This window comes from Paenibacillus sp. TY11, from assembly GCF_059772165.1.
In genome coordinates this window covers 352088-378414 of sequence record NZ_JCBAIQ010000002.1, presented here as the reverse complement: position 1 = coordinate 378414, position 26327 = coordinate 352088, and the positions used below count along the sequence as shown (strand labels likewise).

General features: G+C 45.1%; 20 protein-coding genes, 1 tRNA gene and 1 pseudogene. 18 read left to right on the top strand and 4 right to left on the bottom strand.

Translation table 11 applies throughout. The features are described 5' to 3' along the window. Window position 1: 1 nt before the first annotated feature. The 12 genes from carB (at window position 2) to AC6EJC_RS03905 (ending at window position 13166) form a co-directional block, all read left to right on the top strand. Window positions 2–3217 (top strand): carbamoyl-phosphate synthase large subunit, encoded by a 3216-nt coding sequence (gene carB, locus AC6EJC_RS03960; protein WP_444952829.1) that lies wholly within the window; start codon window positions 2–4, stop codon window positions 3215–3217. A gap of 67 nt (window positions 3218–3284) precedes the next feature. Continuing rightward, window positions 3285–4079 (top strand): orotidine-5'-phosphate decarboxylase, encoded by a 795-nt coding sequence (pyrF, locus tag AC6EJC_RS03955; RefSeq protein WP_444952828.1) that lies wholly within the window; start codon window positions 3285–3287, stop codon window positions 4077–4079. Next, complete coding sequence (gene pyrE / locus AC6EJC_RS03950) at window positions 4076–4717, top strand: orotate phosphoribosyltransferase (RefSeq protein WP_444952827.1); 642 nt, start codon at window positions 4076–4078, stop codon at window positions 4715–4717. Before pyrF ends, pyrE begins: the two co-directional genes overlap by 4 nt. 147 nt (window positions 4718–4864) lie before the next feature. Beyond that, window positions 4865–5029 carry a hypothetical protein gene (locus tag AC6EJC_RS03945; RefSeq protein ID WP_014282411.1) on the top strand — a complete coding sequence of 55 codons (165 nt, stop codon included), beginning with the start codon at window positions 4865–4867 and terminating at the stop codon, window positions 5027–5029. A gap of 124 nt (window positions 5030–5153) precedes the next feature. After that, window positions 5154–5227: transfer RNA gene (locus AC6EJC_RS03940), tRNA-Ile, on the top strand. Between the two features lie 628 nt (window positions 5228–5855). Further along, the gene (locus AC6EJC_RS03935; protein WP_444952826.1) at window positions 5856–6356 is read left to right on the top strand and encodes a GNAT family N-acetyltransferase; all 501 of its coding nucleotides are present in this window, start codon (window positions 5856–5858) and stop codon (window positions 6354–6356) included. 46 nt (window positions 6357–6402) lie between these two features. Beyond that, window positions 6403–7113: an SAM-dependent methyltransferase gene (locus AC6EJC_RS03930; RefSeq protein ID WP_444952825.1), complete on the top strand. Its 711-nt coding sequence runs from the start codon at window positions 6403–6405 to the stop codon at window positions 7111–7113. 289 nt (window positions 7114–7402) lie between these two features. Continuing rightward, on the top strand, window positions 7403–8407 hold the full coding sequence (locus AC6EJC_RS03925; RefSeq protein ID WP_444952824.1) for a LacI family DNA-binding transcriptional regulator: 1005 nt from the start codon (window positions 7403–7405) through the stop codon (window positions 8405–8407). A 163-nt stretch (window positions 8408–8570) separates the two neighbouring features. After that, window positions 8571–9896 (top strand): ABC transporter substrate-binding protein, encoded by a 1326-nt coding sequence (locus AC6EJC_RS03920; protein ID WP_444952823.1) that lies wholly within the window; start codon window positions 8571–8573, stop codon window positions 9894–9896. A 59-nt stretch (window positions 9897–9955) separates the two neighbouring features. Next, window positions 9956–10840: a carbohydrate ABC transporter permease gene (locus AC6EJC_RS03915; RefSeq protein ID WP_444952822.1), complete on the top strand. Its 885-nt coding sequence runs from the start codon at window positions 9956–9958 to the stop codon at window positions 10838–10840. Then, window positions 10840–11667 carry a carbohydrate ABC transporter permease gene (locus tag AC6EJC_RS03910; RefSeq protein WP_444952821.1) on the top strand — a complete coding sequence of 276 codons (828 nt, stop codon included), beginning with the start codon at window positions 10840–10842 and terminating at the stop codon, window positions 11665–11667. Before AC6EJC_RS03915 ends, AC6EJC_RS03910 begins: the two co-directional genes overlap by 1 nt. A gap of 83 nt (window positions 11668–11750) precedes the next feature. Beyond that, window positions 11751–13166, top strand: coding sequence for a glycoside hydrolase family 32 protein (locus tag AC6EJC_RS03905; protein WP_444952820.1), 1416 nt, complete (start codon window positions 11751–11753; stop codon window positions 13164–13166). 680 nt (window positions 13167–13846) lie between these two features. Here AC6EJC_RS03905 and AC6EJC_RS03900 read toward each other — a convergent pair. Beyond that, a complete protein-coding gene (locus tag AC6EJC_RS03900) occupies window positions 13847–14713 on the bottom strand; it encodes a DMT family transporter (protein ID WP_444952819.1) in 867 nt (288 codons plus the stop codon). Between the two features lie 196 nt (window positions 14714–14909). Here AC6EJC_RS03900 and AC6EJC_RS03895 point away from each other — a divergent pair, with 196 nt between their 5' ends. Next, window positions 14910–16286 (top strand): aminotransferase-like domain-containing protein, encoded by a 1377-nt coding sequence (locus tag AC6EJC_RS03895; RefSeq protein ID WP_444952818.1) that lies wholly within the window; start codon window positions 14910–14912, stop codon window positions 16284–16286. Window positions 16287–16936: 650 nt separating this feature from the next. Beyond that, window positions 16937–17571, top strand: a pseudogene (locus AC6EJC_RS03890) (transposase); the annotation flags it as partial. A 217-nt stretch (window positions 17572–17788) separates the two neighbouring features. Here AC6EJC_RS03890 and AC6EJC_RS03885 read toward each other — a convergent pair. Together AC6EJC_RS03885 and AC6EJC_RS03880 are read right to left on the bottom strand one after the other, a co-directional pair. After that, complete coding sequence (locus AC6EJC_RS03885; protein WP_444952817.1) at window positions 17789–18079, bottom strand: hypothetical protein; 291 nt, start codon at window positions 18077–18079, stop codon at window positions 17789–17791. After that, the gene (locus tag AC6EJC_RS03880; protein WP_444952816.1) at window positions 18069–19559 is read right to left on the bottom strand and encodes a GDSL-type esterase/lipase family protein; all 1491 of its coding nucleotides are present in this window, start codon (window positions 19557–19559) and stop codon (window positions 18069–18071) included. The genes AC6EJC_RS03885 and AC6EJC_RS03880 overlap by 11 nt, the downstream gene beginning before the upstream one ends. Before the next feature lie 172 nt (window positions 19560–19731). Here AC6EJC_RS03880 and AC6EJC_RS03875 point away from each other — a divergent pair, with 172 nt between their 5' ends. Then, window positions 19732–21993 carry a helix-turn-helix domain-containing protein gene (locus AC6EJC_RS03875; RefSeq protein WP_444952815.1) on the top strand — a complete coding sequence of 754 codons (2262 nt, stop codon included), beginning with the start codon at window positions 19732–19734 and terminating at the stop codon, window positions 21991–21993. Here the strand turns inward: AC6EJC_RS03875 and AC6EJC_RS03870 are convergent. Continuing rightward, on the bottom strand, window positions 21990–22889 hold the full coding sequence (locus tag AC6EJC_RS03870; RefSeq protein ID WP_444952814.1) for a carbohydrate ABC transporter permease: 900 nt from the start codon (window positions 22887–22889) through the stop codon (window positions 21990–21992). The two genes, AC6EJC_RS03875 and AC6EJC_RS03870, sit on opposite strands and share 4 nt — an antisense overlap. Window positions 22890–23157: 268 nt before the next feature. Between AC6EJC_RS03870 and AC6EJC_RS03865 the strand changes: the two genes are divergently transcribed. Genes AC6EJC_RS03865 through AC6EJC_RS03855 form a run of 3 tightly spaced genes read left to right on the top strand, consistent with a single transcriptional unit; the run spans window position 23158 to window position 26317 of the window. Then, complete coding sequence (locus AC6EJC_RS03865; RefSeq protein ID WP_444952813.1) at window positions 23158–24123, top strand: ABC transporter permease; 966 nt, start codon at window positions 23158–23160, stop codon at window positions 24121–24123. A gap of 21 nt (window positions 24124–24144) precedes the next feature. Further along, window positions 24145–24768, top strand: a complete 624-nt coding sequence (locus tag AC6EJC_RS03860; protein WP_444952812.1) for a YesL family protein — start codon at window positions 24145–24147, stop codon at window positions 24766–24768. 28 nt (window positions 24769–24796) lie between these two features. After that, window positions 24797–26317 (top strand): extracellular solute-binding protein, encoded by a 1521-nt coding sequence (locus AC6EJC_RS03855; protein WP_444952811.1) that lies wholly within the window; start codon window positions 24797–24799, stop codon window positions 26315–26317. The last annotated feature ends 10 nt before the right edge of the window (window positions 26318–26327 follow it).

The window sequence follows — 26327 nt, the reverse complement described above, 5'->3', positions numbered from 1 at the left end:
TATGCCGAAAAATACAGAACTTAAAAAAATACTCGTGATCGGTTCCGGTCCTATCGTCATTGGTCAGGCAGCGGAATTCGATTATGCTGGTACACAAGCTTGTCAAGCGCTCAAAGAAGAAGGCGTCGAGGTAGTACTGATCAACAGTAATCCGGCAACCATCATGACAGACACCAATATGGCAGACAAAGTATACATCGAGCCTATCACACTTGATTTTGTAACACAGATTATCCGTCAAGAGCGTCCGGATGGTTTGCTTCCTACGCTGGGAGGACAGACAGGTCTGAATATGGCAGTGGAACTGGCTCGCGCCGGAGTGCTGGAGCGTGAAAACGTCAAGCTGCTGGGAACTCAACTGAATTCGATAGAAAAAGCCGAAGACCGTGATTTGTTCCGCGATTTGATGCGCGAGTTGGAACAGCCTGTACCGGAAAGTGTAATTGTAACAACATTGGAAGAATCAGTGGATTTTGCTAACGAAATCGGTTATCCAATTATCGTTCGCCCAGCTTATACGCTAGGGGGGACGGGCGGTGGTATCTGCGCCACTGAAGAAGAACTGCGTGAAACCGTCAGCTCCGGCTTGCGATACAGTCCAATCGGACAATGTTTGGTGGAAAAAAGTATCGCAGGTATGAAGGAAGTCGAGTATGAGGTCATGCGTGACGGCAATGATAACTGCATCGTTGTCTGCAATATGGAGAACTTTGATCCGGTTGGCGTGCATACTGGTGACAGCATCGTCGTAGCGCCGAGTCAGACGCTGTCAGATCGCGAGTACCAGATGCTGCGCTCCGCTTCCCTGAAAATTATCCGCGCCCTCAATATCGAAGGCGGCTGTAATGTACAGTTTGCGCTTGATCCGCACAGCTATCAATACTATGTTATTGAGGTAAATCCGCGGGTGAGTCGTTCCTCAGCGCTGGCTTCGAAGGCAACCGGATATCCAATTGCCAAAATGGCTGCCAAAATCGCGCTGGGCTATACACTGGATGAAATCGTGAACCCGGTAACAGGACAAACGTATGCCTGCTTTGAGCCGACACTGGATTACATCGTGAGCAAAATACCACGCTGGCCATTTGACAAATTCATTTCTGCCAACCGCAAGCTGGGCACGCAAATGAAAGCAACGGGTGAAGTCATGGCCATCGGACGTACATTCGAAGAGTCCATCCATAAAGCGGTACGGTCGTTGGAAATCGGTGTACACCGTCTACATCTTAAGGGAGCCGAACAGCTGTCTGATGATGTGCTCAAGGATCGCCTGATTAAAGCAGACGATGAGCGGTTGTTCTTGGTAGCCGAGGCGTTCCGTCGTGGCTGGCAGCAGCAGGAGATTCAGGACTTAACGAAAATTGACTGGTGGTTTCTCGACAAGGTAGAGGGGATCGTCAAGTTCGAAGCCAAAATCGCTGAAGAGTCTGAGCTGACCTACGAGACACTCTACCAGGCCAAACGTAAAGGCTTTACCGACCGCTCTATCGCTGAGATTCGCAGTATGGGCCAAAACGACAGTATGACAACCGAGCGTGAGGTACGTGAATTCCGTCTAGCTCAAAACTTGCGTCCGGTCTACAAAATGGTAGATACGTGCGCAGCCGAGTTTGAAGCCACAACTCCGTACTACTACTCCTCTTACGAGGTGGAAAATGAAGTGATTCCATCTAGCAAAGAGAAAGTTATCGTACTCGGCTCCGGACCGATTCGGATCGGGCAAGGGATTGAATTTGATTACTCCACCGTACATGCGGTATGGGCTATTCAAAAAGCGGGCTACGAAGCAGTGATTATCAATAACAACCCGGAGACGGTATCTACGGACTTTAACACATCCGACCGCCTCTACTTTGAACCGCTCTTCTTCGAAGATGTAATGAATGTCATCGAGCAGGAAAAACCGATTGGGGTTATCGTCCAGTTCGGTGGTCAAACGGCCATTAATCTCGCAGCTCCGCTGAGTGCGGCAGGCGTGAATATTTTGGGCACGAGTCTGGAAAGTATCGATGAAGCGGAAGACCGGAAAAAGTTCGAACAACTTTTGTCTCGTCTGGCTATCGCACAGCCTAAAGGCAACACGGTCACATCGGTAGATGAAGCAGTAGGAACTGCACAGGCGCTAGGCTATCCGGTCCTGGTACGTCCATCCTACGTTCTGGGCGGGCGCGCTATGGAAATCGTGTACTCAGATACGGAATTGCTGCGGTACATGGAAGAAGCGGTTAAAATCAACCCAGAGCATCCGGTGCTCATCGACCGTTATATGCTGGGTAAAGAAGTTGAGGTCGACGCCATCTGCGACGGCGAGACAGTATTGGTACCAGGCATTATGGAGCATGTAGAACGGGCGGGAGTTCACTCAGGTGACTCTATCGCGGTATATCCACCACAGCACTTGTCTGCCAAGTTGAAACAAAAAATTGTGGAAATTACAATCAGCATCGCTAAGGAATTGAAAACGATCGGTCTGGTAAATATCCAGTTTGTTATTCATCAAGATGAGGTTTACGTGATCGAGGTTAACCCTCGCTCCTCGCGGACGGTCCCTTTCTTGAGTAAAGTAACAAATATCCCGATGGCGAATCTGGCCACGCAGGCTATTTTGGGCGGTAAGCTTAAAGATGCAGGTTATTCAGAAGGTCTTTGGCCTGAAAGTAATTATGTCTCGGTTAAGGTTCCGGTATTCTCCTTTGCCAAACTGCGCCGTGTAGAGCCGACACTGGGCCCGGAAATGAAATCGACAGGTGAAGTCATGGGACGCGATATTCAGTATGCCAAAGCCCTGTACAAAGGACTTGTGGGGGCTGGCATGAAAATTCCATCCACTGGAGCGATCATCATTACAGTGGCAGATAAGGACAAAGAAGAAGCTGTCGAGTTGATGCAGGGCTTTTACAGACTGGGCTATAAAATTATTGCAACAGGTGGAACAGCGGCTGCTATGGAGCAAGCCAACATTCCAGTGAACACGATCAACAAGCTGAGCGAAGGGAACCCGAATATCCTGGATATGATCCGTACGGGTGAAGCCAACTTTGTCTTCAATACGCTGACCAAAGGCAAAACGCCAGAGCGTGATGGATTCCGTATCCGCCGCGAAGCGGTTGAGAATGGTATCGTCTGCATGACCTCACTGGATACAGTACGCGCTTTGCTAAGAATGCTGGAAACGATCAATTTCACATCCGAATCCATGCCGGTCCTGAGCAACTAATGCGTTACGAATAGATGTGAGGAAATAAGTAATACAGGAAAGGGCATTCATCAGCTTCGGCTGACGGATGTCCTTTATCACGGGCAAATGTACCCGAATTGACGTGAAAAGGGGATGTAGAACGGTGAACGAAGCATTTCGACAGATGGCAGGAAGGCTGATGGTCGCATTAGATTACCCGGATGCGCAGCAGGCGGAGCAGTTAATTCGGCAGCTAGAGGGGATTCCCTGTTATATAAAAGTAGGTATGCAGCTGTTTTATAGCGCAGGGCCGGCTTTTGTAGAACAGCTAAAGTCGAGAGGATACTCCGTATTTCTGGATTTGAAAATGCATGATATCCCTAATACGGTGCGGGGCGGTGCGGAGAGTATTACCCGCTTAGGTGTGGATATGTTCAACGTACATGCCGCTGGTGGCCGCAGTATGATGTCCGCCGCCAAGGCTGGGGCCGAAGCTGCTGTTTCTGCAGACAGCTCGCTTGCCATGCCGCTCATTATTGCAGTCACACAGCTGACCAGCACGGATCAGACGACCATGAACACGGAATTAGGCATTCCGGGTACGGTACAGGATGTCGTCGTTCGCTACGCACAACTAACCCGTGAGGCGGGATTGAACGGGGTAGTGGCGTCCCCTTTGGAAGTGCCTGCGATCCGCGCTGTATGCGGGTCGGACTTTAAGACCATAACCCCTGGGATACGTCCGGCAGGCAGCGCTACAGGCGATCAGTCGCGTGTGCTTACACCTGGGCAAGCCATTGCCCAAGGCAGCAGTTACATTGTCGTTGGACGGCCTATCACCGCAGCACCAGACCCACGCGCCGCAGCGGAACACATTATTGAGGAGATGACACAAGTATGACCACATTAAAGAATATACCCGAGCAAATCGCATCCCATTTGTTACGTATTCAGGCAGTGGCGCTGCGCCCGCAGCAGCCTTTTACATGGACATCCGGCATTAAATCACCTATCTACTGTGACAATCGCCTGACCATGTCCTACCCGGAGGTACGTGAACTGATCGCAGACTCGTTTGCGGCTCTCATCCGCGAGCAATACCCCGAAACCGAGGTCATTGCTGGCACAGCTACAGCAGGGATTCCTCATGCTGCTTGGGTGGCGCAAAAGCTAAATCTGCCGATGGCCTATATAAGGGACAAAGCCAAAGGACATGGGAAAGAGAACCAAATCGAAGGCCGAATCAGTGCAGGACAAAAGGTTATGGTTATCGAGGATCTCATCTCTACCGGGGGCAGTTCCATTAAAGCAGCACAGGCTGTAGAGCAAGCAGGCGCTCAGCCGTTAGCGGTACTGGCTATTTTCAGCTACCAGCTAGATAAAGCGACTCAAGCCTTTGAAGAAGCAGGTGTGGAGCTGCAAAGCTTGTCCAATTATACAGCCCTGATGAATGTTGCCTTGCGTGAAGGAACCATTCAGGAAGAAGAGATGGAACTGCTGCGTTCCTGGCGTCAGGACCCAGCTTCCTTTGGCAAATAAGATAAGCTATAGGGGCCAACAGAGCTAATGATTAGAGCGATTCGTACTCGATGCTAACCATTGTAGATTGTTATGGCTCAGGCCGTGTAAATCGAATTCGATCCGGTTACACTAACTCCTACCATCATGTGAAAAGAGGGAGCTCGGATGTATTGGATTTACTATGGCAGACTGTACACGACTAAATTTCAGGCAGGATGTCTGGCAAAAAGGTTGGAGCACGACGGCTGGATGTATGGCTACAATGATCCCCGCGCAGTGGAGGTGTACCGCTCGCGCAAAGGTCGTTATGGTGTCCGATTTATTCCGTAAGTCCACGAAAATAAATTTTAAAAAGAAAATTTTCGAAAGACTATTGACGAAACACAAGAAAATGTTGTATATTAATTAACGTTGCTGTTATGAATATGTAACGTGAATATACATGTTTTTTTGAGGGCCCTTAGCTCAGTTGGTTAGAGCGGTCGGCTCATAACCGATTGGTCGGGGGTTCGAGTCCCTCAGGGCCCATTTCCTCAAAAACTCTTGCGTAGCAAGGGTTTTTTTGTTGTTTACATCTCTTTTCAGCTCTATGAGGAAGTGAGGGGCTTAAAACTTAAAACATATGCTCATATTTTTGGGACTTGTCTCGTATGATCCAAATGAATCCCGGTTACTACACTAACAGGCAGGATAGTTCGAATAAATTTGTTTCTTTATAACCTGAAATCGAGGTGTATCAAGTAAACCAAAGACATGGTAAAGGATTGGCAGATAAAATTTTCCCAGTTATAATAATGGATAATTCACTAAGGAGAGATTTTTTTGTCTGGAGCTGTTCTTAACTAATCCAATTCCATAAAAGAGGTTTTCATACTTGCACTACCCGTCTGCCCAATTTGGTAAATACGGGTAGGGTTTTGAAAGCTTCGGAATTAGTTGAGATCAACGGATATAACCAGATCCTTAGGGATGCCTGTTATAACGAGTCCACATCCGTGCTGGTTCAGCACGGTTATTTTTTTGTGGGCGCATACAACAGGCTATATAAGGGCAGGGATGACGTATGTTCATTCCTGCCCTTTTCTTATTATCTGCAAAGGGGGGATGGAAGATAGACCTGCGTATGCTATTCCTCAACAAGAAAGGTGGACAATATATGAAACTTCAAACGAATCGGCTCATTTTAAAAACACTTGATCTAAATTTAATCGAGGCAGCAGCTCGGCGTGATACTCGTGCTATTGAAACATTGGGTTACAAAACCAACGGTGAATGGCCGGGTCCTGATTTTTTTGAAGCTTTACCTTATTTTCGAGAACTTTTGATCAAAAATAATGGTACTAAAGGATTTGACTCCTGGATCATTGTGGCGATGGATACCCGAGAAATTATTGGGGGGATTGGTTTTTTAGGGGATCCTGATCGGGACGGTATGATTGAAATCGGTTTTGCAACGAATGAAAGTCATCGCCGCAAAGGTTATTGCTTTGAAGCTGCTCAAAAATTAATAGAATGGGCCTTAAATCACGATGAAGTCCAACGCATAACAGCGAGATGTGAACCTGACAATATCAGCTCTAAGAATGTGTTGTTGAAGTTAGGATTCCAAATTGTTCACAAAGATGAAGAATTGCTTTATTGGAAATATTACGTTTAAATGTAAGGTTAAATAAACAACGGAGGAAAGTAGGGGGGCTATGGACATGATCGGTCGAGATCTAGATGATGTAGATTTCATTAGAGCACATTTAATGGGGCCTAGTTCGATTGTTATGATCGAGGAGCTAACGAAAAATTTGCCTTTGCAAAATGGAATGCGAGTGCTGGATTTGGGCTGCGGGACCGGGCTTACTTCTATCTTTCTGGCGCAAAAGTTTGGCGTAACGGTGTTTGCTACCGATTTATGGATTAGTGCAACCGAAAACTATCGAAGATTTAGAGATTTCGGTCTGGAAAGCCGAATTATTCCTATTCATGCAGATGCCTGTAGCTTGCCTTTTGCAAACAAATACTTCGATGCCGTCATTAGCGTAGATGCGTATCAATATTTTGGAGCAAATGAACAATACTTAGACTGTCATTTAACACCGCTAGTCAAGAAAGGAGGTATATTCGCTATAGCGATGCCAGGGGTGAAGAAGGAGTTTGATGGGGCTGTACCTGTGGAATTGCAGCCGTTCTTGTCACCTAGTGAGTTCGATATCCATTGGCATACTTGCGAATGGTGGGGGAAATTATGGGGACAGTCGCCAAATGTTTATGTTGAATCGGTAAGAGAAATGAATTGCTTCTCGAAAGCTTGGTATGAATGGCTTCAGTGTGACAACGATTATGCACGTGACAATATTGCACTGCTGAATGCTGATGACGGGAAGTATATGAACTTAATATCTCTTATTGCCTCTCTGAAATAGAGACATTGAAGAACGGCCCAACCACTATTTATTAGTATGATAATAAATACAGAAGCCTATTTTAGCAGTCGACGAAGCATTCGGCAGGCCATCGTGGTCTGCCAACTTACAGACGAAATCATTCCATAATTGAACTAATGGGCAAGCTAGTTGTGATAAAGGACTTGAGTAACAAAATCACGAATTCTAATAGGAATCACTGTTTGAGGTGAAATATGTATGACTATTTATGAGACCATCCGTTATGTAAGGTTGTCGGAATGGTGAGGAGAAGGTATAGTTTGTATGTATGTATTTTGTGCGGGAAGAGGTTAATATGGCGACAATTCACGATGTGGCATTAAAAGCGGGCGTGTCGGTCACTACAGTATCCCGTGTAATGAATAACCGGGGATATATCAGCGAAACTACACGCAAAAAAGTGTTCGACACGATGGAGGAGCTTAATTATCAGCCGAATGAAATAGCAAGATCTCTGCTACGCAAGAAGTCCAATATTATTGGCCTTATTATACCCAATGTCTCGCATCCTTTCTTCAGTGAGCTTGCCAATCAGGTCGAGTATTATGCCTATCAGCATGACTGCAAGGTCCTGCTGTGCAACTCGCATATGGATCCTGTGAAGGAAAAAGTGTATATCGAAATGCTGAAGCGGAACCGGGTAGATGGCATCATTATGGGTAGCCATACATTGGAAGTAGAAGAGTACCGGCATTTGAATTCACCGATTGTAACGTTTGACAGGAAGATTGACCCGTATATTCCGTACATATCTTCGGACAATTATCGCGGAGGCGAGCTGGCCACGGAGCTGCTCATTCGCAAGGGCTGCCGGAAAATTGCGCATATATGCGGAAATCTTGAGCTGAATATGCTGTCTAATGAACGGACCGAAGCATTCCGGGATGTCGTGGGCAGGCATAGTGTCCAGCATGTGATCGTTCAAACGAACTTGAATGTGTTCGACCAGAAGGAGTACGAGCGGATCATCTCGAAGCTTGTTCATGAACATCCGGATGTCGATGGGGTGTTCGCAACGAGCGATATTATTGCCGCTTTCGCGTTGAAAGAATATATCCGCGCCGGAAGGCATGTGCCGGAGAATGTGCGTATTGTAGGCTTCGATGATGTAAGCGCAGCTTCCTGGCTGACGCCGGAACTTACATCGGTAAGACAGCCGATTGCAGACATCGGCAGACTGGCGGTCGAGCTGATTCGCAAGCAGGCGGAGGGGGAGCAGGTACAACCTGCCAATCTGCTGCCTGTTGAACTGATTGAGCGTGCAACGACTTGAATGAAATCCGTTCCTCTAACAAGGGGGACGGATTTTTTATAGTACATGTTAAAGGTTTAATAAGTCAAACGATTGACATAAGTCAAATCTTTGACATATAATCCGTTTGTAAGCGTTTTATTCAAATGTTCAGAGCCATTATAGAAATAAGGGGATGACAACAATGAGGAAATTCAAAAGAGTTCAATGGATGGTAATGCTGCTTCTTTTGGTTATGGTGGTGTCCGCATGTGGCGGCTCCGGAGGAGAAGGTAATTCGACTTCTGGAGGGGGATCAGCGGATTCGGAAAATGTGAAAATTACGTTTTTGAACTCCAAAGGTGAAATCCTTCCACAGTTGGAGGATGCCGCCAAAGCGTTCCAGGAAGACAATCCGGGCATTACGGTTGAAATTCAGCCGGTTCCGACCGGAGGATCGCCTTTTGAGCGTGCCTCCGCATTGTATGCATCCGGTAATCCGCCGACCATGATCATGCTGGATACAGGCGATGTCGAGAAATTCAAGGACCGTATCCTCGATCTGAACGGAGAAAAGTGGAACGAGGACACTGTTGAAAATGCTACCACAGCTACGACATTTGACGGTAAAAATTACGCGTTTCCGCTGGCTGTTGAAGGCTACGGATTCATTTACAACAAAGCCGTTGTTGATAAAGCAGTAGGCGGAAGCTTTGATCCCGCCACAATTAAAACCCGAAATGACCTTGAAAAACTGTTTCAGCAAATCGAGACATCCGGAAAGAAAGCACTGGTAATTTCACCAATGGACTGGTCCCTGGGCGCTCATTATTTGCCTCTTGCTTATGCAGGCCAGAACAAAGACATGGCTGAAGTGGACAAATTCATGGCGTCACTGAAAGCGGGCCAGACTGACTTGGCTAACAATCCGGTATTTAACGGACTTATGGATACATTCGACCTCATGATGAAATACAATATCGACCAGGCTTCCCCGCTGGCAGGAGCTTATGAACGCGGACCGGAGCTGCTCGGCAAAGGTGAAGTCGGCATTTGGTTCATGGGCAACTGGGCATGGCCGCAAATCAGCAGTTTTGATACCGCTAACAAAAAATATGGTTTCCTGCCTGTACCGATCAGCAATAATGCCAATGACTACGGCAATCAGGAAATTTCGTCCGCCGTATCCAAACGCATTGTCATTGACAAGGAGAAGACTACTCCGGAACAGCAAGAGGCGGCGAAGAAGTTCCTGAACTGGATCGTCTATGAGAAGAAAGGCCAGGATTTCCTCGTGAACAAAGCAAACATTATCCCGGCGTTCAAAAATATTACACTGCCTGCGGCCGATCCGCTTGGTAAGTCCATCCAGGATTATATCGCAAAAGGCAAGTCAGAGCAGTCGATGAGCACGCTGCCTGCCGACCACTGGTCCAAGACAGGATCTTCCATGCAAAAATATCTGGCGAAACAGGGCGACCGCGCAACACTGGTCAAAGAAATCGAAGACTACTGGAAAACCGCGAAATAAGGTTATTTTCAAATCACCCGGAATAGAGAGAGAAATCCGGAATAAAGAGAGGGATCATCATGATTGCGGAAAAAGGAGTATGGAACCGGTTGCGGTCACGGCTGCTGTTTACCGGACCAACCTTGTTTGCCTTCATAACGGTAATGATCATTCCATTTTTGTACGGCATCTATCTGACGTTCACAAACTGGGATGGTATTTCCACGACACTATCGCTGGTTGGCGTCCAAAACTACCTGGCTGTTTTTCGGGATATTGAGTTTTGGAAATCGTTCGGCTTGACGCTCGAGTATGTGTTTTATACCGTTGTTCTTATCAATGTTATCGCTTTTATGCTTGCGTATGTGCTGATAAAAGGTTTAAAGGGACAGAGTATTTTCCGGGCGGGATTTTTCCTGCCCAACCTTGTCGGCGGCATTGTACTCGGTTTTATCTGGCAGTTCATCTTCAACAACGTGCTTGTCTATTTGGGACAACATGCCGGCATTCAGTCGTTCAGCACGACTTGGCTGGCTGATCCCGACAAAGCGTTCTGGGCACTTGTGATTGTAACCGTGTGGCAGAACGCGGGTTACATGATGGTCATTTACATCGCGGGATTGACCGGTGTGCCGAATGATATTATGGAGGCCGCAAGCATTGATGGGGCGAACAGTTGGATCAGACTGCGGAAAATGGTGCTGCCCTTGATGGTTCCTTCTTTCATCGTATGTATATTTTTGTCCCTGCAGCGCGGATTTATGGTCTATGACGTGAATCTCGCGCTCACGAAAGGCGGGCCGTTCAGCAGTACTCAAATGGTGTCGATGCATGTGTATGAAAAGGCATTCCTTTCCCGTGATTATGGTGTGGGGCAGGCGGAAGCATTCGTGCTTTTCCTGATGGTTGCTCTCATCACCCTGCTCCAGGTTTATTTTAGTAAGAAATTGGAGGTGGAGGCGTAATGACAAGCAAAAAAGCCGCTTCCTCCGTGATCAAATTCATTGTGCTGACAGTCGTGCTCATATTGTTCATCGTACCGTTCGTTTTTCTGCTGATCAATTCGTTCAAGGAAAACATAGCCATCACCTCGAACCCGTTATCGCTTCCAGAGAGCTTCAATATGGTCAATTATATGAATGCGTTCGATAAAATGAATTACATCGATGCCTTCGCCAACTCATTGGTCATAACGGTGTTAAGTGTCTTGTTTATCTCACTATTCGCGGCGATGACGGCTCATTATTTTGTCAGAAACAACACCAAGTTCAATCAATATACGTTTATGCTGATGGTTGCTTCCATGATCATTCCGTTCCAGGCCATCATGATTCCATTGGTGAAAATTTACGGCTCACTTGATCTGCTGAACAGCAAGTGGTCGCTGATTTACATGTACATCGGTTTTGGCAGCTCGCTGGCCGTCTTCATTTATCATGGATTCGTGAAGAGCATTCCGAAGGAACTGGAGGAAGCGGCGCTGATTGACGGCTGCACGCGAATTCAGACATTCTACCGAATTGTGTTTCCGGTACTGATGCCCACGACAGCCACCATTTCCATTCTCAATGTGCTGTGGGTCTGGAATGATTTTCTGCTGCCTTCCCTCATTCTGGTCGACCCGGAGCAAAGGACACTTCCGTTGTCCACGTACAACTTTTACGGAACCTATACAGTGGATTACGGTCCGTTAATGGCAAGTTTGGTACTAACGATATTTCCGATCATTATCATCTATCTGTTCGCACAGAAATATATTATTCAGGGTGTTATGCAAGGTTCGATTAAATAACTGCAGAGGGAGGATGCCTTATCATACAGAGTAGAGCGTATACGAGAGAGAGTGCAGATCAATTTATTTCCCAATCGAAGCATATGCTTCGGCCGGATTATCGGCTGAACTACCACTTAATGGCTGAATTCGGCTGGATGAACGATCCGAATGGTTTCATTCAATATAACGGGCAGTATCACTTGTTCTATCAACATTACCCGTATAAACCGGTATGGGGGCCGATGCACTGGGGACACGCAGTCAGCCGTGATCTTATGAAGTGGGATTATCTGCCGGTCGCTTTGGCTCCGGATGGTGAGTTCGACCGGGACGGCTGCTTCTCTGGCAGTGCAGTTGAGCAGGACGGAAAGCTTGTTCTGATGTATACTGGACATGTTGTAACCGGGCCCGACAAGGATCAAGATTACAAGCAGTCGCAGGGAATCGCAGTATCGGAAGATGGGGTAACGTTCGAAAAGTGGGAGGGCAACCCGGTCATCGGTTATGACGCCATACCGGACACGGTCAGCCGCAAAGACTTCCGTGACCCTAAGGTGTTCAGGCACGAAGATCAATATTACGCCGTTCTCGGTTCTAATGATGCCAAAGGGAACGGGCTTGCACTACTCTACCGTTCTGAAGACCTGAGAAGCTGGACGTATGTCAATGTACTGGCCGTGAGTGACGGACGCTTCGGCGATAATTGGGAGTGCCCGGATCTGTTTCCGCTTGGCGGCCGGCACGTATTTATGCTGTCCCCGCAGCGGATGCCTGCCCAGGGGGAAGCTTACCGCAATCTGCATTCCACCATGTACGGTATTGGTGATTTCAATTCCGCGGCCGGAACATTTACGGCAGAGCGGTATGCTCAGGTGGATCACGGATTCGATTTCTATGCCCCGCAGTCAACCTTGGATGATAAAGGGCGGCGTATCGTCATCGGATGGATGGACATGTGGGAGTCGGAGATGCCGACCCAGCAGGGACACCATTGGGCTGGTGCGATGAGTCTTCCGCGGGAAGCGGTTATCGACCGCGGCAGGCTGCTGTTCCGTCCGCTTGAAGAAGTAAAGAATTACCGATCCAATCTGTTCGAGCAGCGGGATATCTTACTGACAGGCGAGCAGATTATAGAGACGGGCGGAGATAGCTACGAACTGAAGGCCGTATTTGAGTTCGAAGCCGGTAACACCGATGAATTCGGCTTGAAACTGCGGGTGGGCAGCGAAGAGGAGACTGTACTGTCGTACCGTCCCGATGACGGTCTGTTCCGTTTCAACCGTGAGCGTGCAGGTATCGGACCGGGCGGAGAGAGAAGAGTGCCCGTGGGCTTACACGAGGGCCGTCTGGAGCTTCGGGTTTTTGTCGATAAAAGCTCGGTGGAAATATTCATCGGCGACGGTGAATACGTCCTCACAGGAAGGGTGTATCCCGGACTGGAATCAACGGGCATTCGCGCCTTTGTGAGCGGAAAGTGTACGATTGCCTCATTTCAGAAGTGGGATATCTCCACATAGAATTGCATGACAAACAGGAACCCGACCGTTGATGGTCAGGGCTCCTGTTTTTTTGTCAGGATTTTGAAAAATCATCTGTATGAAAGAACAGGCTGACTGCTACAAATCTTCCTCATCCCCGAAAATTTCATGACCTGAGACAAAAAGGGAGTTAAAAATCAAAACTTTTTGAAGTGATTTGATGAAAAAACGTACTATTAATATTGCTGTCGCTATCGTCTTCGTCCTAGCATGAGGTATTTGGCAGGGTCTTTTTTTATATTTATTGATTAAAAAAAGCCAACTCTTGTTCCGGTATAATCAGGACAAGAGTTCGTAATAGGAGGGATCAAATGTTATCTGATCTTGAAAAATACTATAAAAAATTATAGTTAAACAAACCGCTTTACTGACAAAATAAAATAAGGTTAACCCTTGTTTTAGATCATCGAGAGGGCTTCTTTGATATTCTTAGTATTAAACTTGTTGTCTTCGGACAATAAAGTTGTCGATTCCGTTTTCTTTCAATAATTGACTATTGGCTCGAATCCTCCAAATACAAGCACGACATAGCGTTACAGGTCCTACTCTTTTAATGGTCATACCGACTATTACGATGGCATTAAAAAATATACCGGATTAGTATAACGCTTTTTAAATTCACTTAGGATAGCTCTGCGAATCGGAGCTGATGTTGAAAACTATTTTGATGCAAATCGCCGTGCGATCGCCACGCACAGTACAACACCGATATTTACTATAAAGATAGGCCAACCAATTGACTCGTGCAGAACGAGAGCCGAAAGTAGCAGGCCGAAGAAAGGCTGGAGGAGTTGTAACTGCCCGACCGCTGCTATACCTCCCTGGGCAAGACCACGATACCAGAACACAAAGCCGATGAGCATGCTGAACAGGGAGACATAAGCAAGGCTCAAGAGTGCGGAGCCATTGATACCCGCCCACGAAACCGGCATGTAATAAAAAGAGAGCAGTGACATAACGGGAAGCGACAGAACGAGTGCCCAAGAGATCACCTGCCAGCCCCCTAGCCTCCGTGAGAGTCGTCCCCCTTCCGCATAACCGTAACCGCACACGATGATAGAAGCCAGCATTAACGCATCACCGACCGGCGAAGATGTAGCCCCTTGTGTTAGGGCGAATCCTGCTACAAGGGAGCTGCCTAGAGCTGATAAGATCCAAAAGGTTGGTCGCGGGCGTTCACCGCCCCGCAGTACTCCGAAGATCGCCGTCGAAAGCGGCAGAAGCCCAATGTAGATAATTGCATGCGCGGATGTGACATACTGAAGCGCCAAAGCTGTCAGCAGTGGGAAACCTACTACCACGCAGAGTGATACTAACAATAGTGGAACGATGTCGCTTCGGACAGGCCGTTGTTGCCGGAAGATGAGGAGAAGCAGTCCCGCTAACACCCCAGCAATTGCGGCACGGCATACGGTGAGGAATAACGGATCAAAATCCATTACAGCCAACCGTGTTGCGGGTAGCGAGCCGCTGAAGATGAGCACGCCCAGGAAACCATTGATCCAGCCGCTTGTCGTTTTGTTCATTACAATCACCTCAAAAAAATTTATACAAAAATGCACTCGACACTTTGAGATATCAAGGTACGAAAATATTTATAAAATACACTTCTGTATGATTATTTGTATTATAGTAGATACAAAATACTATGTATATTGACCATTTATCCATCTGTAAGGGTACAGATAGTAGAACAAATTATTTCAAGTTGGAGGCATATTTATGACAAATAAAAAGGAATCCATTCAGCAAATCATCCGTTCGGACATCGTAAATGGTCTCATCAAACCCGGTCAGAAGCTGCCGTCCATCCGTAAGCAGAGCCAACGATTCGGTTGCAGCCTCAACACAATTATTGGTGTATATCAGGAACTCGAAAGTCAATATCTCATTTATTCACGTCCGAAGAGTGGTTATTTTGTCGTAGCCAAAGAAGCGCTTCTTCCCCTGCTGCAAACAAAACGAATCGATTTTGCATCAGCGGCTCCTGATCCCGCGTCGATACCGCAAATCGACTTTCGTCAATGCTTGAACAAAGCGATGGAATTATTTGAGACGTCCATATTCACTTATCCCGATCCACAGGGTTTGCTTTCTCTTCGCCAGGAGATCGTGAAGCTTTTTCAGCAGCAACAGGTTTTCCCTTCGGCTCAGCAAGTTTTTATATTTTCAGGCGCTCAGCAAGCTCTTCATCTTCTAGCTGGGATGCCTTTCCCAAACGGAAAAAACAACATTCTGGTCGAGCAACCAACATATTGGGGAATGCTTGCTGCACTTAAGACACAAAGACAAACCGTAATTGGTATCGAAAGAACACCTGACGGGATTGATTGGGTAACTTTGGAGCGCCATTTTCAAAGTAATAATATAAAGTTTTTTTATACAATCCCGCGTTTCCATAATCCGTTAGGCACTTCTTACACAGCGGAAGACAAGCAGCGACTAGTAGAACTCGCCAAAGCCAATGACGTTTACATCGTTGAGGATGATTATCTTGCTGATTTGGAAACAAACATTAAAGCGGATCCTATTCACGCTTATAATGGAGCCAGTCATGTCATTTATCTCAGAAGTTTTTCCAAAGTGATGCTGCCCGGATTAAGGCTTGCCGCGGCCGCAGTACCAACTTCGTTTATTCCTTTGCTCCAATGGCATAAACATGCAGCGGATCTGAGCACCTCGGTGCTTTCTCAAGGTGTACTCGAGATTTATATGAAGTCCGGGATGTTTGCTCATCATGCGAAGCAAATGAAATCCATGTACAATCACCGCATTAAACATCTAGGGGAAATTTCACAGCGATTATTGCCCAAAGAGTGTTTATATACCACCGGTACTTGTGGAGGACTTTTCGCTTCAATACACCTTCCAGACTCCATTGATACTGAAGATTTGGTCAAGCGATTGGAGAACCGTGGCGTTGATGTACTAGCTACCGAGAAGCAGTTCCTCTCATCTTTTCCCAAGCTTAATTTACTGCGCCTTAGCATCATTCGAACCGATGAGCAAGCTATTGAAGAGGGCATCCGCATCATTGCCGAAGAACTGGAGCGTGCCCAATATACAAACAACTTCCCTAAGCCGTTCTTTCGGTTATGAATAGAAAAAACACACGATCAGATGTATTAAGGGATATGGAGAAACGAAGAAATTATCAAGGTATAAAAAGCTTGAAATAAGCCGCCACCCGATCGGCAATAGATCTGCAAGAATCAGTCGAAAAAATGAATGAATGAAAGCGATGCGTGTTGGGGAATGGCAAACTTCGACTTCCTCGTAAACAATTTTCAGTACAACGTAAGCGATCAAAGCCGAATATAACTGATCAAAAACAGTCATTATACAGAAAGAACTTGAATGTTTTTTTACCAAATGCTGTTAAAAAACATTCCACTGTCAGTAATGAGTCTCTAAGAATCGCAGCCGTCATGTTAAGTTGGGGAATTTACGGGGCTGCAGTTGATTGGTACAAAATAGCACTGTGCCACCAGAAGAATATATAAAATTGGCTATACCTTATGTTACGCAAGGAATGAGCTTCTTTGTTTCAGGAAATGTGTAGACTGATCAATCCACAAAGATCCATTATATTCTAAATAATTTGAAACACCCTGCCGTAATGGCTGGCCACTGAAAAAGTTCTTAGTATGAAGAAAAGGTACAATCTTCTCAAGTTTTATTGAGGAGATTGTACCTTTTCTCTATATAATTAAGGTATTAAACCAAGTAGGTGAATGAGATGATTCAAAATTGCCATGACCGAGGAACGAATCATAACGGCAGCCGTTGTCACGACGGGTGAAAAGAATGACGGCAAGCAACTGCAATTGCTGATTGAAAAAAGTAAAGCAACGGGTATGGAAATCAAATCGGTCATCGGAGATACAGCTTACTCTGAAAAAGACAACATCGTTTACGCTAAAAGCAATGAAATTGAACTTATCGCCAAACTCAATCCACTCATTACACAAGGGGCACGTAAGAAAGAAAATGAATTTCAATTCAATAAAGATGCAGGTATGTACATGTGTAAGGCCGGCCATAGGCGATTCAGAGAGCACGGACAGGAAAAAAGAGCGTTAACAATAACCAAAAGAATACCTACTACTTCGATGTAGAAGTATGTAAGAGGTGTCCGTTTAAAGAAGGATGCTACATCGAAGGAGCAAAAAGCAAGTCCTACTCAGTGAGTATTAAATCTGGCGAACACACGGAACAAATGTCGTTCCAGGAAAGCGAGTACTTCGAAGCGAAGAACAGTGAACTCAAACACAGACACGGGTATGATGTAGCGTCATCTTCGGGTCTTATGGGCATGCAGTTACAAGGTGCAATGGCGATCTTTACTGTAAACTTGAAGAGAATATTGAAGCTGATGAAGTAAGAAACAAGGCATAAAGACCTGAAGTTATAACAAAAAGACGGCCTTCATTCCCTATTACTAGGAAATTGAGGACGTCTTTTGTTTCAGGCATTTAACTACTCCGTCAAACTACGAGTTTTTCAGTGGCCTGCCGTAATGGCAGGGTGTTTTTTAGAACAATTCATCATTTCCATGCTAATCGTTGGCTCCACATTTAGAGGATACTCTTATTCCAATCTTAGAGCACCTTAACAGTGTATACCATTCTTAATTTACCGTTACCGCCATAAATTTCGATTCTTGCGGTTGTTACAGTGGTGGTTTGTACCACGCCTGAAGCGGAGACTGTTACATTTCCACTTGCCACTTTATAAGTATCGTCTGGGTAATTAGACAACGCATAAGAGTAATTTCTCGGCGGCTTTGCAGTTCTGTAATACACCCCGTTAACTTCTACAATAGGCGTAATTTCTGGAGAAGGGCCGTTTTTCTTGCTTGTATCTTTTGGTTCTTGATGTTTAGTTGACAAGGTGATGAATGAGCCTCTCACCGCTATCTTGATTTCTTTCTAACATTCGTTGTTTTAATGCAGACAGTTCCGTACATTGACGAATTGCTTCCGCTACAAGCTGGGCGATCTGTCTTGCTCCTTCGTCGGAAAAATGGGTATTATCCGTTACGCCGGCTGGGTAATTAGGGTGCGTTTTTTCAGGCAAATGCATAAATAGCTGCTGGGACTCTTTTTCACCCATTGAACGATAAAGCTGCTGCGAAGCTTCAAAAATATCGAGTAGGGGTGTCTTGGTTTCCTCGGCTACTTGTCTCATGGCTGCGGGATAGGCTCCTACAGCCAGCGGATCAGGTTCACCGTCTGCGGTAAAGCGGCGGCGGCTTACAGAGGTCAATAGCACTGGAATTCCACCACGTTCCTGAGCGGACTGAATGCATTGAATTAAGTTTTGACGATACTCCCCATCAGGATCGGTATAGCGGGTGGGGTCTTCTTTTTTCTCATCGTTGTGTCCAAATTGAATAAACAGATAATCGCCAGCTTGAATATCTTTTTCAATATCAGCTAACCGGCCTTCTGCTATAAAAGATTTGGTGCTTCGCCCATTGACCGCGCGATTGTCCACATGAACAGATGGGTCCATATAGCTTTGCAAGTGTTCGCCCCAGCCTGTCATCGGTTTTTCGGTAGCCCCTTTTTGAGCTGCAGTAGAGTCCCCCGCGATAAACAGTCGCATCTGCTGTCTTGCCTGAGCATATCCATGTTTTTGAAGCCAAGTTTCCGCCAGATCGAGCCATTGTCGGCATTCACGGTTTTCCTCTGACAGTCCCAAGCCGTGTCTACCTTCCTCGAATACATGCAGTTCAAACGGAATACCTTCTCTGGATAATGAGGAAGCGAGCAACAGGCTATTTTCTACCGGAACAGCAGCATCATTGGCCGTGGTCCAAATGAAGGTTGGAGGCGTCTGTGAGGTTACTTGCTGATCGGATGAAAAGCCTTGAAGCTGCTCAAGTGTCGGCTGTTCACCTAAAAAATGTGTACGGCTTCCGATATGCGCATAAGGATCATGAAACGAAATTACAGGGTATCCTAACAGCAGAAGATCTGGTTTTTCTGTCCCTATGGTGGCGACGATGGAGGCCAAGTGCCCGCCTGCTGAAAAACCGATGAGCCCCACTTGTTCAGGAATGACTGGCCAGTCTTTCGGTGTTTGGCGAACCCATTGAAGGGCATATTCTACATCCTCCAGCAAGGAGGTGATCTCAAAATCGCCGACTTGATACTCCAATACACCCGCATGAATACCTAGATCATTCAACCACCGGGCTACAGGCTCTCCTTCATGTGAGGCCAAATGCTCGTAGCCACTGCCAGGTAATACCAATATAAAAGGACGAGCTTCACGGACCGCTACGGGATAGAGTGAGAGAAAGGAAGTGTCTGACGGAAATTCTTCTTTTACAATCTGTTCTTTAGGGCTAACAACGTGTAACATAAGTAACCTCCAAATTTCTTTTTAACTGCCGTAAATAAAACAAAACAAAATCGACTTAAATTGGAATGATACGGATGTAAAAAATAAATGCACACGTGAAAAAAATGATTTAAACCTTGCTATGAAAGCGCTATAATTTTGGTGTGATGCCAAGAGCCAAAGGGGGAGCGCAATGAAAAAAGGAAGAATGTTCTACACTATTTTTATTACGATTCTGGTTTTGGGAATAGGGTTGGTGGCCAGCTTCGGCAGCTACATCTATTTTACAACAATTAGCTCCGTTGTGGAGAGAGTTTCCAATACCAAGCAAAGCTATATGGCTCAGATCAGAAATAGCCTGGAGCAGAAAATTCAGACGATTGAATATGCTTTTAATACGTATAGCACGACCAGTTCCTTTAATGAAGTTGTGAAAAATCCCATTACAGAAAAAGATTTTGTAGCGTATCGGAATGTGAATACCCAGCTCAATTATATTGCTACGATGGGATTAGAGGGAGCGGAATATTCACTAATCAGTCTGAATCAGAATTGGAGAATCTCCAATGGAAGCCTGTCTTATTTGACGAAAGCAGAAAAGGAGAATCTGGTTAATACCTATATCGCCCATCAGGATCAGGGACTATTCTGGGTTAAAACAGATAAAGGAATTCGTTTTGTTAATACCTTGCCTGTATTCTCCCAAAAGAAGCAAGCCATTGCTCTGTCGGATATTTCGTTGCAAACGTTAAATCATACGATTCAAACCGAGGATCATACGGCTGTTTTTATTTTGAATAATCAAGGCGATTTAATGTACGAAACCCAACCTGTTGAACAATTATTGTCCACCCAGCAGCTTCAGCACATTTCAGAAGCTACGGTTAAACCAAACAACACAGGTATGTTGACTCTGGAGAAAACGAATCATCAGCCTGCACGGCAAGTCATTTATGCCAAATCTGCTTACAACAATTGGACTTACTTAACGGTATTAGATAAAAAAGAGATTGCGGATGCCTTTCAAACGACCAAATTTGGGATCATCATGATGGGACTTGTATTAACACTCTTAATAGTGGTGGTGGCGTACATCATTTCCATTTATTTTACAAAGCCATTTCAGCAAATAAAACGCAGCTTGCCTAAAAATCCTAATTTGGCTTTCAAAAATGAACCTTCTAAAAATGAAATTGAGTGGATTATTAATTCCATCGACAACATTGTAACCGAGAAGGAAAGCTTGGAAAGTCTCATTCAGTCCGAAATGCCACAGTTGGAAACCCAATTAATTCTCAACCTGTTCCGCAAACGTATTTCTGCAGAGGAATTGGCACGAAAAATGCCACGCTTGGGCTATCCGCAGATCGAGAATCAAATGTATATTACCTTGTTGGTCCAACTGGATAATCTGGGAGATCGAGAACCCTCGGATAAAGATGTTTTACTGCTGGCTATTAACAAAATCGTAGAAGAAACGATTCCAGAGCAGCAGCGAATGCTCCCCATCATTTTGAACGATAACACCCAGGCCACCATATTAATTTTGACAGATAAGAGCGAACAGGAAATAAGAAAGCAAGTACTGGATGATGCGACCCTTTTGGTTCGAAACGTAAAAGAGTATTTGAATGTATCCATCAGCATCGGCATTAGTACAGCGTACGATAACTTATTAGAAAGTAAAGAAGCCTGTGAGATGAGCAAGCAAGCTTTGCATCACCGTTTAAATTTAGGCAAAGAGTCAATTATTTTTTATGAAGATATTTCCATGGTCATTTCAGGTCCGGTGCTGCTTCATTATCCTACAGAATTGGAATCGAAACTGTTTGACGCCATCCGAATAGGGGACGAAGAGCAGGTATATCATACCGTGCACTCTTTATTGGCGGAAATGATGACAAAAAACAATCATTCCATGAACTTTGAAGTGCTGTTGGTACGGTTTGTGAATAACCTCATCCAGTTGGAGCAGCTGTTAGGGATTGAAGTGCTGCTGACGCAAGACAATCATGCCTTGTATCATCGTTTGCTGGATATCCGTAACCCGGAAGAGATAGAACGTATGCTGGTAGAGCAAGTTATTTTCCCCATGGTAAAAAGCATGAAGGAGAAGACCAACCAGCAATTCCGCTGTCTCTCGGAGAAAATTGCCGCTATTATCCGTGCTGAATATGACCAGGAATTATCATTAGAACTCATTGGAGATCGACTTCATTACAATCCGAATTATTTAAGCAGTATTTTCAAAAAAGAATACGGAACGACGTTTAGTGAATATCTGATGGGCTATCGGCTGCAAATGGGCAAGAAGTGGCTCATTGAGACCGATATGACGATTAAAGAAATCGCCGAGCGACTGCAATATCATAATTCGCAAAACTTCATCCGCTCTTTTCGGAAAAAAGAACAGGTTACACCGGGAGCTTACCGAAAGATGAAGCAAGCCAATTAACCTTTAACCGCCCCTAACAAAGCTCCTTTGACAAAGTGCTTTTGCACAAATGGATACACGATTAACATCGGAACGGTCGCAATGACAATGACCGCCATTTTAATCGTCTGCGCAGGTGGGATGACATCTACCGCGGTTCCTTCTGCCTGCATACCACTGGAGACGATAACAATTTGGCGAAGTAAGACTTGAATCGGCCATTTGGCAGAGTCATTGATATAGAGAATCGCGTGCATATACGTATTCCAGTAGGCTACTGCGTAGAACAGGGAGATGGTTGCAATAGAAGGCAGGGCTAACGGCAGCATAATTTTAAAGAAGATACCAAAATCGTTACACCCGTCCATCTTGGCCGATTCCTCCAAATCATCCGGCAACGCCTGAAAAAAGTTACGCATGATAATCAGGTTAAATGCGTTAATGGCCACGGGAAGAATCAAGGACCAATACGAATTGATGAGCCCCATGCTTTTTACAACCAGGAATGTCGGAATCATCCCCCCACTAAACAACATAGAAAACACAACAATGAAGTTAATCGTATTGCGGCCAAGCAGATATCTTCGGGATAATCCATAGGCCATAAAAGCGGTAAATATCATACTTACAACTGTACCCACGATCGTTACTCCGACCGAAACCCCAAGTCCTCTAAAAATCGTGGGAGTTGACAGGATATAGCGATAAGCATCCAAGGAAAAAGTAACAGGGAATAGAATGAATTTCTTGGCTACTACTTCCTGGGTTGAGGCAAAAGAGCTGGCGATGATATTCAAAAAAGGTAAGAGACAAGTGAGGGCAATGAGAATCAATAGTGTACTGTTTACAATGTTGAAAATACGACTGCCCAGCGATTCTTTTTTTCGTAATTTTTGTTTTTGTAATAGTTGTGCCAATGTGGTTGACCTCCTCGTAATCGTTTACATGTAAACCTTATCAAGAGGAAAGAATTCCGTATATAATCAAATCTTGAGGTGTTCTCTAAGCATGAAAAAAGAAGGCAATCATTAGGTTGTGTAGTAATCATTAGCTAAGGTGAAAAGGCAGAAAAGTAGGCTGTTTATCTAGTTTTGTAAACGCTATCATTTGATGATTATATGCGGAATGCCGAAAATCACGTACTCTTGAAAACGTATACAGGAACGTTTGAAGGAGGTCGAACTAATGAAAGTTTCAAGTGTCCCCGCACCCAACATGAAGATGAAAAAGAAAAAGAACAAAAGAACGACGGAAAGCCTTTTACGAATGCAAAAACACAAGTTGCTCTATCTGATGGTTTTACCCGGGCTGGTGTACTTCATTATTTTTAAGTATTTCCCTATGGGGGGATTGGTGATTGCGTTTCAGGATTATCAAGCTTTTCAGGGAATCACGGGCAGTCCATGGGTAGGAATGAAGCATTTTATTCGTTTGTTTACCGAGCCTACGTTTTTTATGTTGCTTCGCAATACGCTGGTTTTGTTTGCGTTGAACATTGTAATCTTTTTTCCATTGCCCATCATTTTGGCGCTCATGCTGAACGAGGTCAGGAAGATGCTTTTTAAAAACATTATTCAAACCATTATCTACATTCCGCACTTTATGTCATGGGTTATCATTGTTTCGATTTCTTATGTATTCCTAACCGTAGACGGCGGTGTGCTGAATGAAATGATTGCCGCGCTGGGCGGTGAGAAGATCAGCTTCTTAACTTCTCCGCAATGGCTGCGAACGGTCTACATCGGGCAAGTGATTTGGAAGGAACTCGGCTGGTCTACCATCATTTATCTATCTGCAATTACAGTGGTAGATACGCAATTGTATGAGGCCGCAGAGATGGACGGCGCTGGACGCTTGAGAAAGACATGGCACGTTACCTTGCCTGCGATCCGCCCGGTCATTATTACGTTGTTAATTTTGAAAATCGGTAGCACGCTGGATTTGGGCTTTGAGCATATGTATCTGCTATTGAACTCATTAAACCGCGAGGTTGCCGAAATCTTTGACACCTACATTTATACTGCGGGCTTGAAGAATGGACAATTAAGTTTCAGTACGACGGTAGGACTTTTTAAAGGTGTGGTAGGTTTAATCCTGATTATGGGCTCCAATCGACTGGCCAAGAAATTTGGTGAAGACGGCGTTTACTAATGACGACGGGAAGGATGCAAAATGGTACGGTTTGTAGAAAACATGAACAAATGGTGCATGCGCCTGCTACGCCTGGTCTACCTTAACTTGCTTTGGACGGTTGCGACGATCCTGGGCTTGTGTTTTATAGGCGTTGGGCCTGCAACCGTCGCTATGCTTAGTATTTTAAGGCAGTGGATTCGGGGCAATGAGGAAGTCGCCATTTTCTCGACGTTTGTACGTTACTTTAGAGAAAGCTTTAAAGAAGCAGCAATCATTGGCGGGCTCTACAGCCTTGTGGGTTACGTGCTCTACGTGGATATAGTCAATGTTTCGTCCTGGTATGTTCGTGTGGTGACGCTTATTGGAACCTTTTTGTATCTCATATCTTTGGCATACATTTTTCCGTTGCTGGCTCACTATGATTGGAAAGGCATCAAACTGAAGATCAAAATTTCGATCGTGATTGGATTTTCGTATTTACAATATACGCTTGTTCTTTTTGTAGCCATTGTCGTGCTTTTTGCATTGATTCTAGGCTTGTACCCAGGAATTCTGACTTTTGCCGGAGCGAGTATTATCGGTTATCTCGTGATGTGGATGACGCATCAGGTATTCAGCAAAATAGAGCGAGAGGTTCTGGTGAAAGAGGAAGATATGGCATGAATATACAAACAGAAAAGGAGCAAACACGATGAAAAAAGGAATCACGATGAAAAAGGGAGTATCGGGCCTTCTTGCCGTACTTATGGTCATGAGTGTTTTTTTAGCTGCTTGCGGTGATAAGGGGGCAGAGGATCAAAGTAGCCAAACCTATGATCCGAAATCCAAACTGGAATTTACCTGGTTAAACGTATTGCATACAGCTTCGCCGCCCACAGAAACGATCAAAAGTAAAATCGAAGAATACACCAATTCCAAAATCACCTTTAACTGGGTGCCTGATGCTTCCAAAGAAGAGAGAATCACCACGGCACTAGCTTCGGGTGAATTGGCTGATATGGTGACTCTGACGATGATGACAAATTCTTCAGTTCGTAGTTCATTGAAATCAGGACTATTCTGGGATGTAGGAAAATATTTGGATGAGTATGAAAATTTAAAAAAGATTCCACCTGAAGTTCGAGAAGCCGCTTCCATTGAAGGGGTGCTGTATGGTGTTCCGTTCCAGAAGAATCTGGCTCGCGCGGGTTTGGTCATTCGTCAGGATTGGCTGGATCGCTTAGGTCTTAAGGTGCCGACCACACTGGATGAGTTGTATGAAGTTGCGAGAGCGTTTACAGAAGATGATCCGGATGGGAATGGCAAAAATGATACGACTGGGTTTGTTGACAGATCGGATCTGCGCTACAGCAGCTTCAAAACTTTAAGCTCCTACTTTGGTACACCTAATGGCTGGAAAGTAGATGAAAGCGGAAAGTTTACGCCGGAATTTGATACTCCTCAATATATGGAGACCTTAAAGTATTCCCAAAAGCTATACAAAAACGGATATCTCTCTAAAGACTTTGCTGTAACCGCTAAAACGGACCAGCAACAACAATTTGCTCAAGGTAAAGCAGGTATTTATACAGGCATGATCGATATCTCTAACCTCAGAACCTTGTCCCAGGGCTTACAAAAAGGGTTGAAGCTGGTACCAGTTAATAAGATTTCGAATGGAGATGGCAAATACCACGTATGGTCTGAGGGAAGCGGGGTAGGAGGTTTGCTGGCATTTCCTAAATCTGAAGTGAAGACGGAAGCTGAGTTGAAAAGACTGCTGCAATTTGTAGATGATTTAATTGACAAAGATGTATATATGTATATGACCGGTGGTATTGAAGGCACTCATTATAAAATCGAAAAAGATGGAGCCTTCAAAATTATGAATACAGATTTGTGGCAAGCGGATGTTCAGCCGTTTTCAAGCTCCAGACCAAGTGAAGTGACCTATAATTTAAAAGATGCCAATCCGGAAAAGGAACTGGCTAATCAATTAGTTCAGGAAAATAGTAAATTTGCTGTTCTGGACCCGACGGTTCCTCTGGATTCAGTCACAGCTAATGAACAAGGAACAGAGCTGGAGAAAATCATTACTGACGCATCCTTCAAATTTATTATGGGTGAGCTCGATGAAGCCGGATTCAAAACAGCCGTAGAAAACTGGAAAAACTCCGGTGGAGCACGGATTACCGCTGAGTATGAGGAAGCCTATAAGAAAACGAAAAAATAATAGCTGAGCA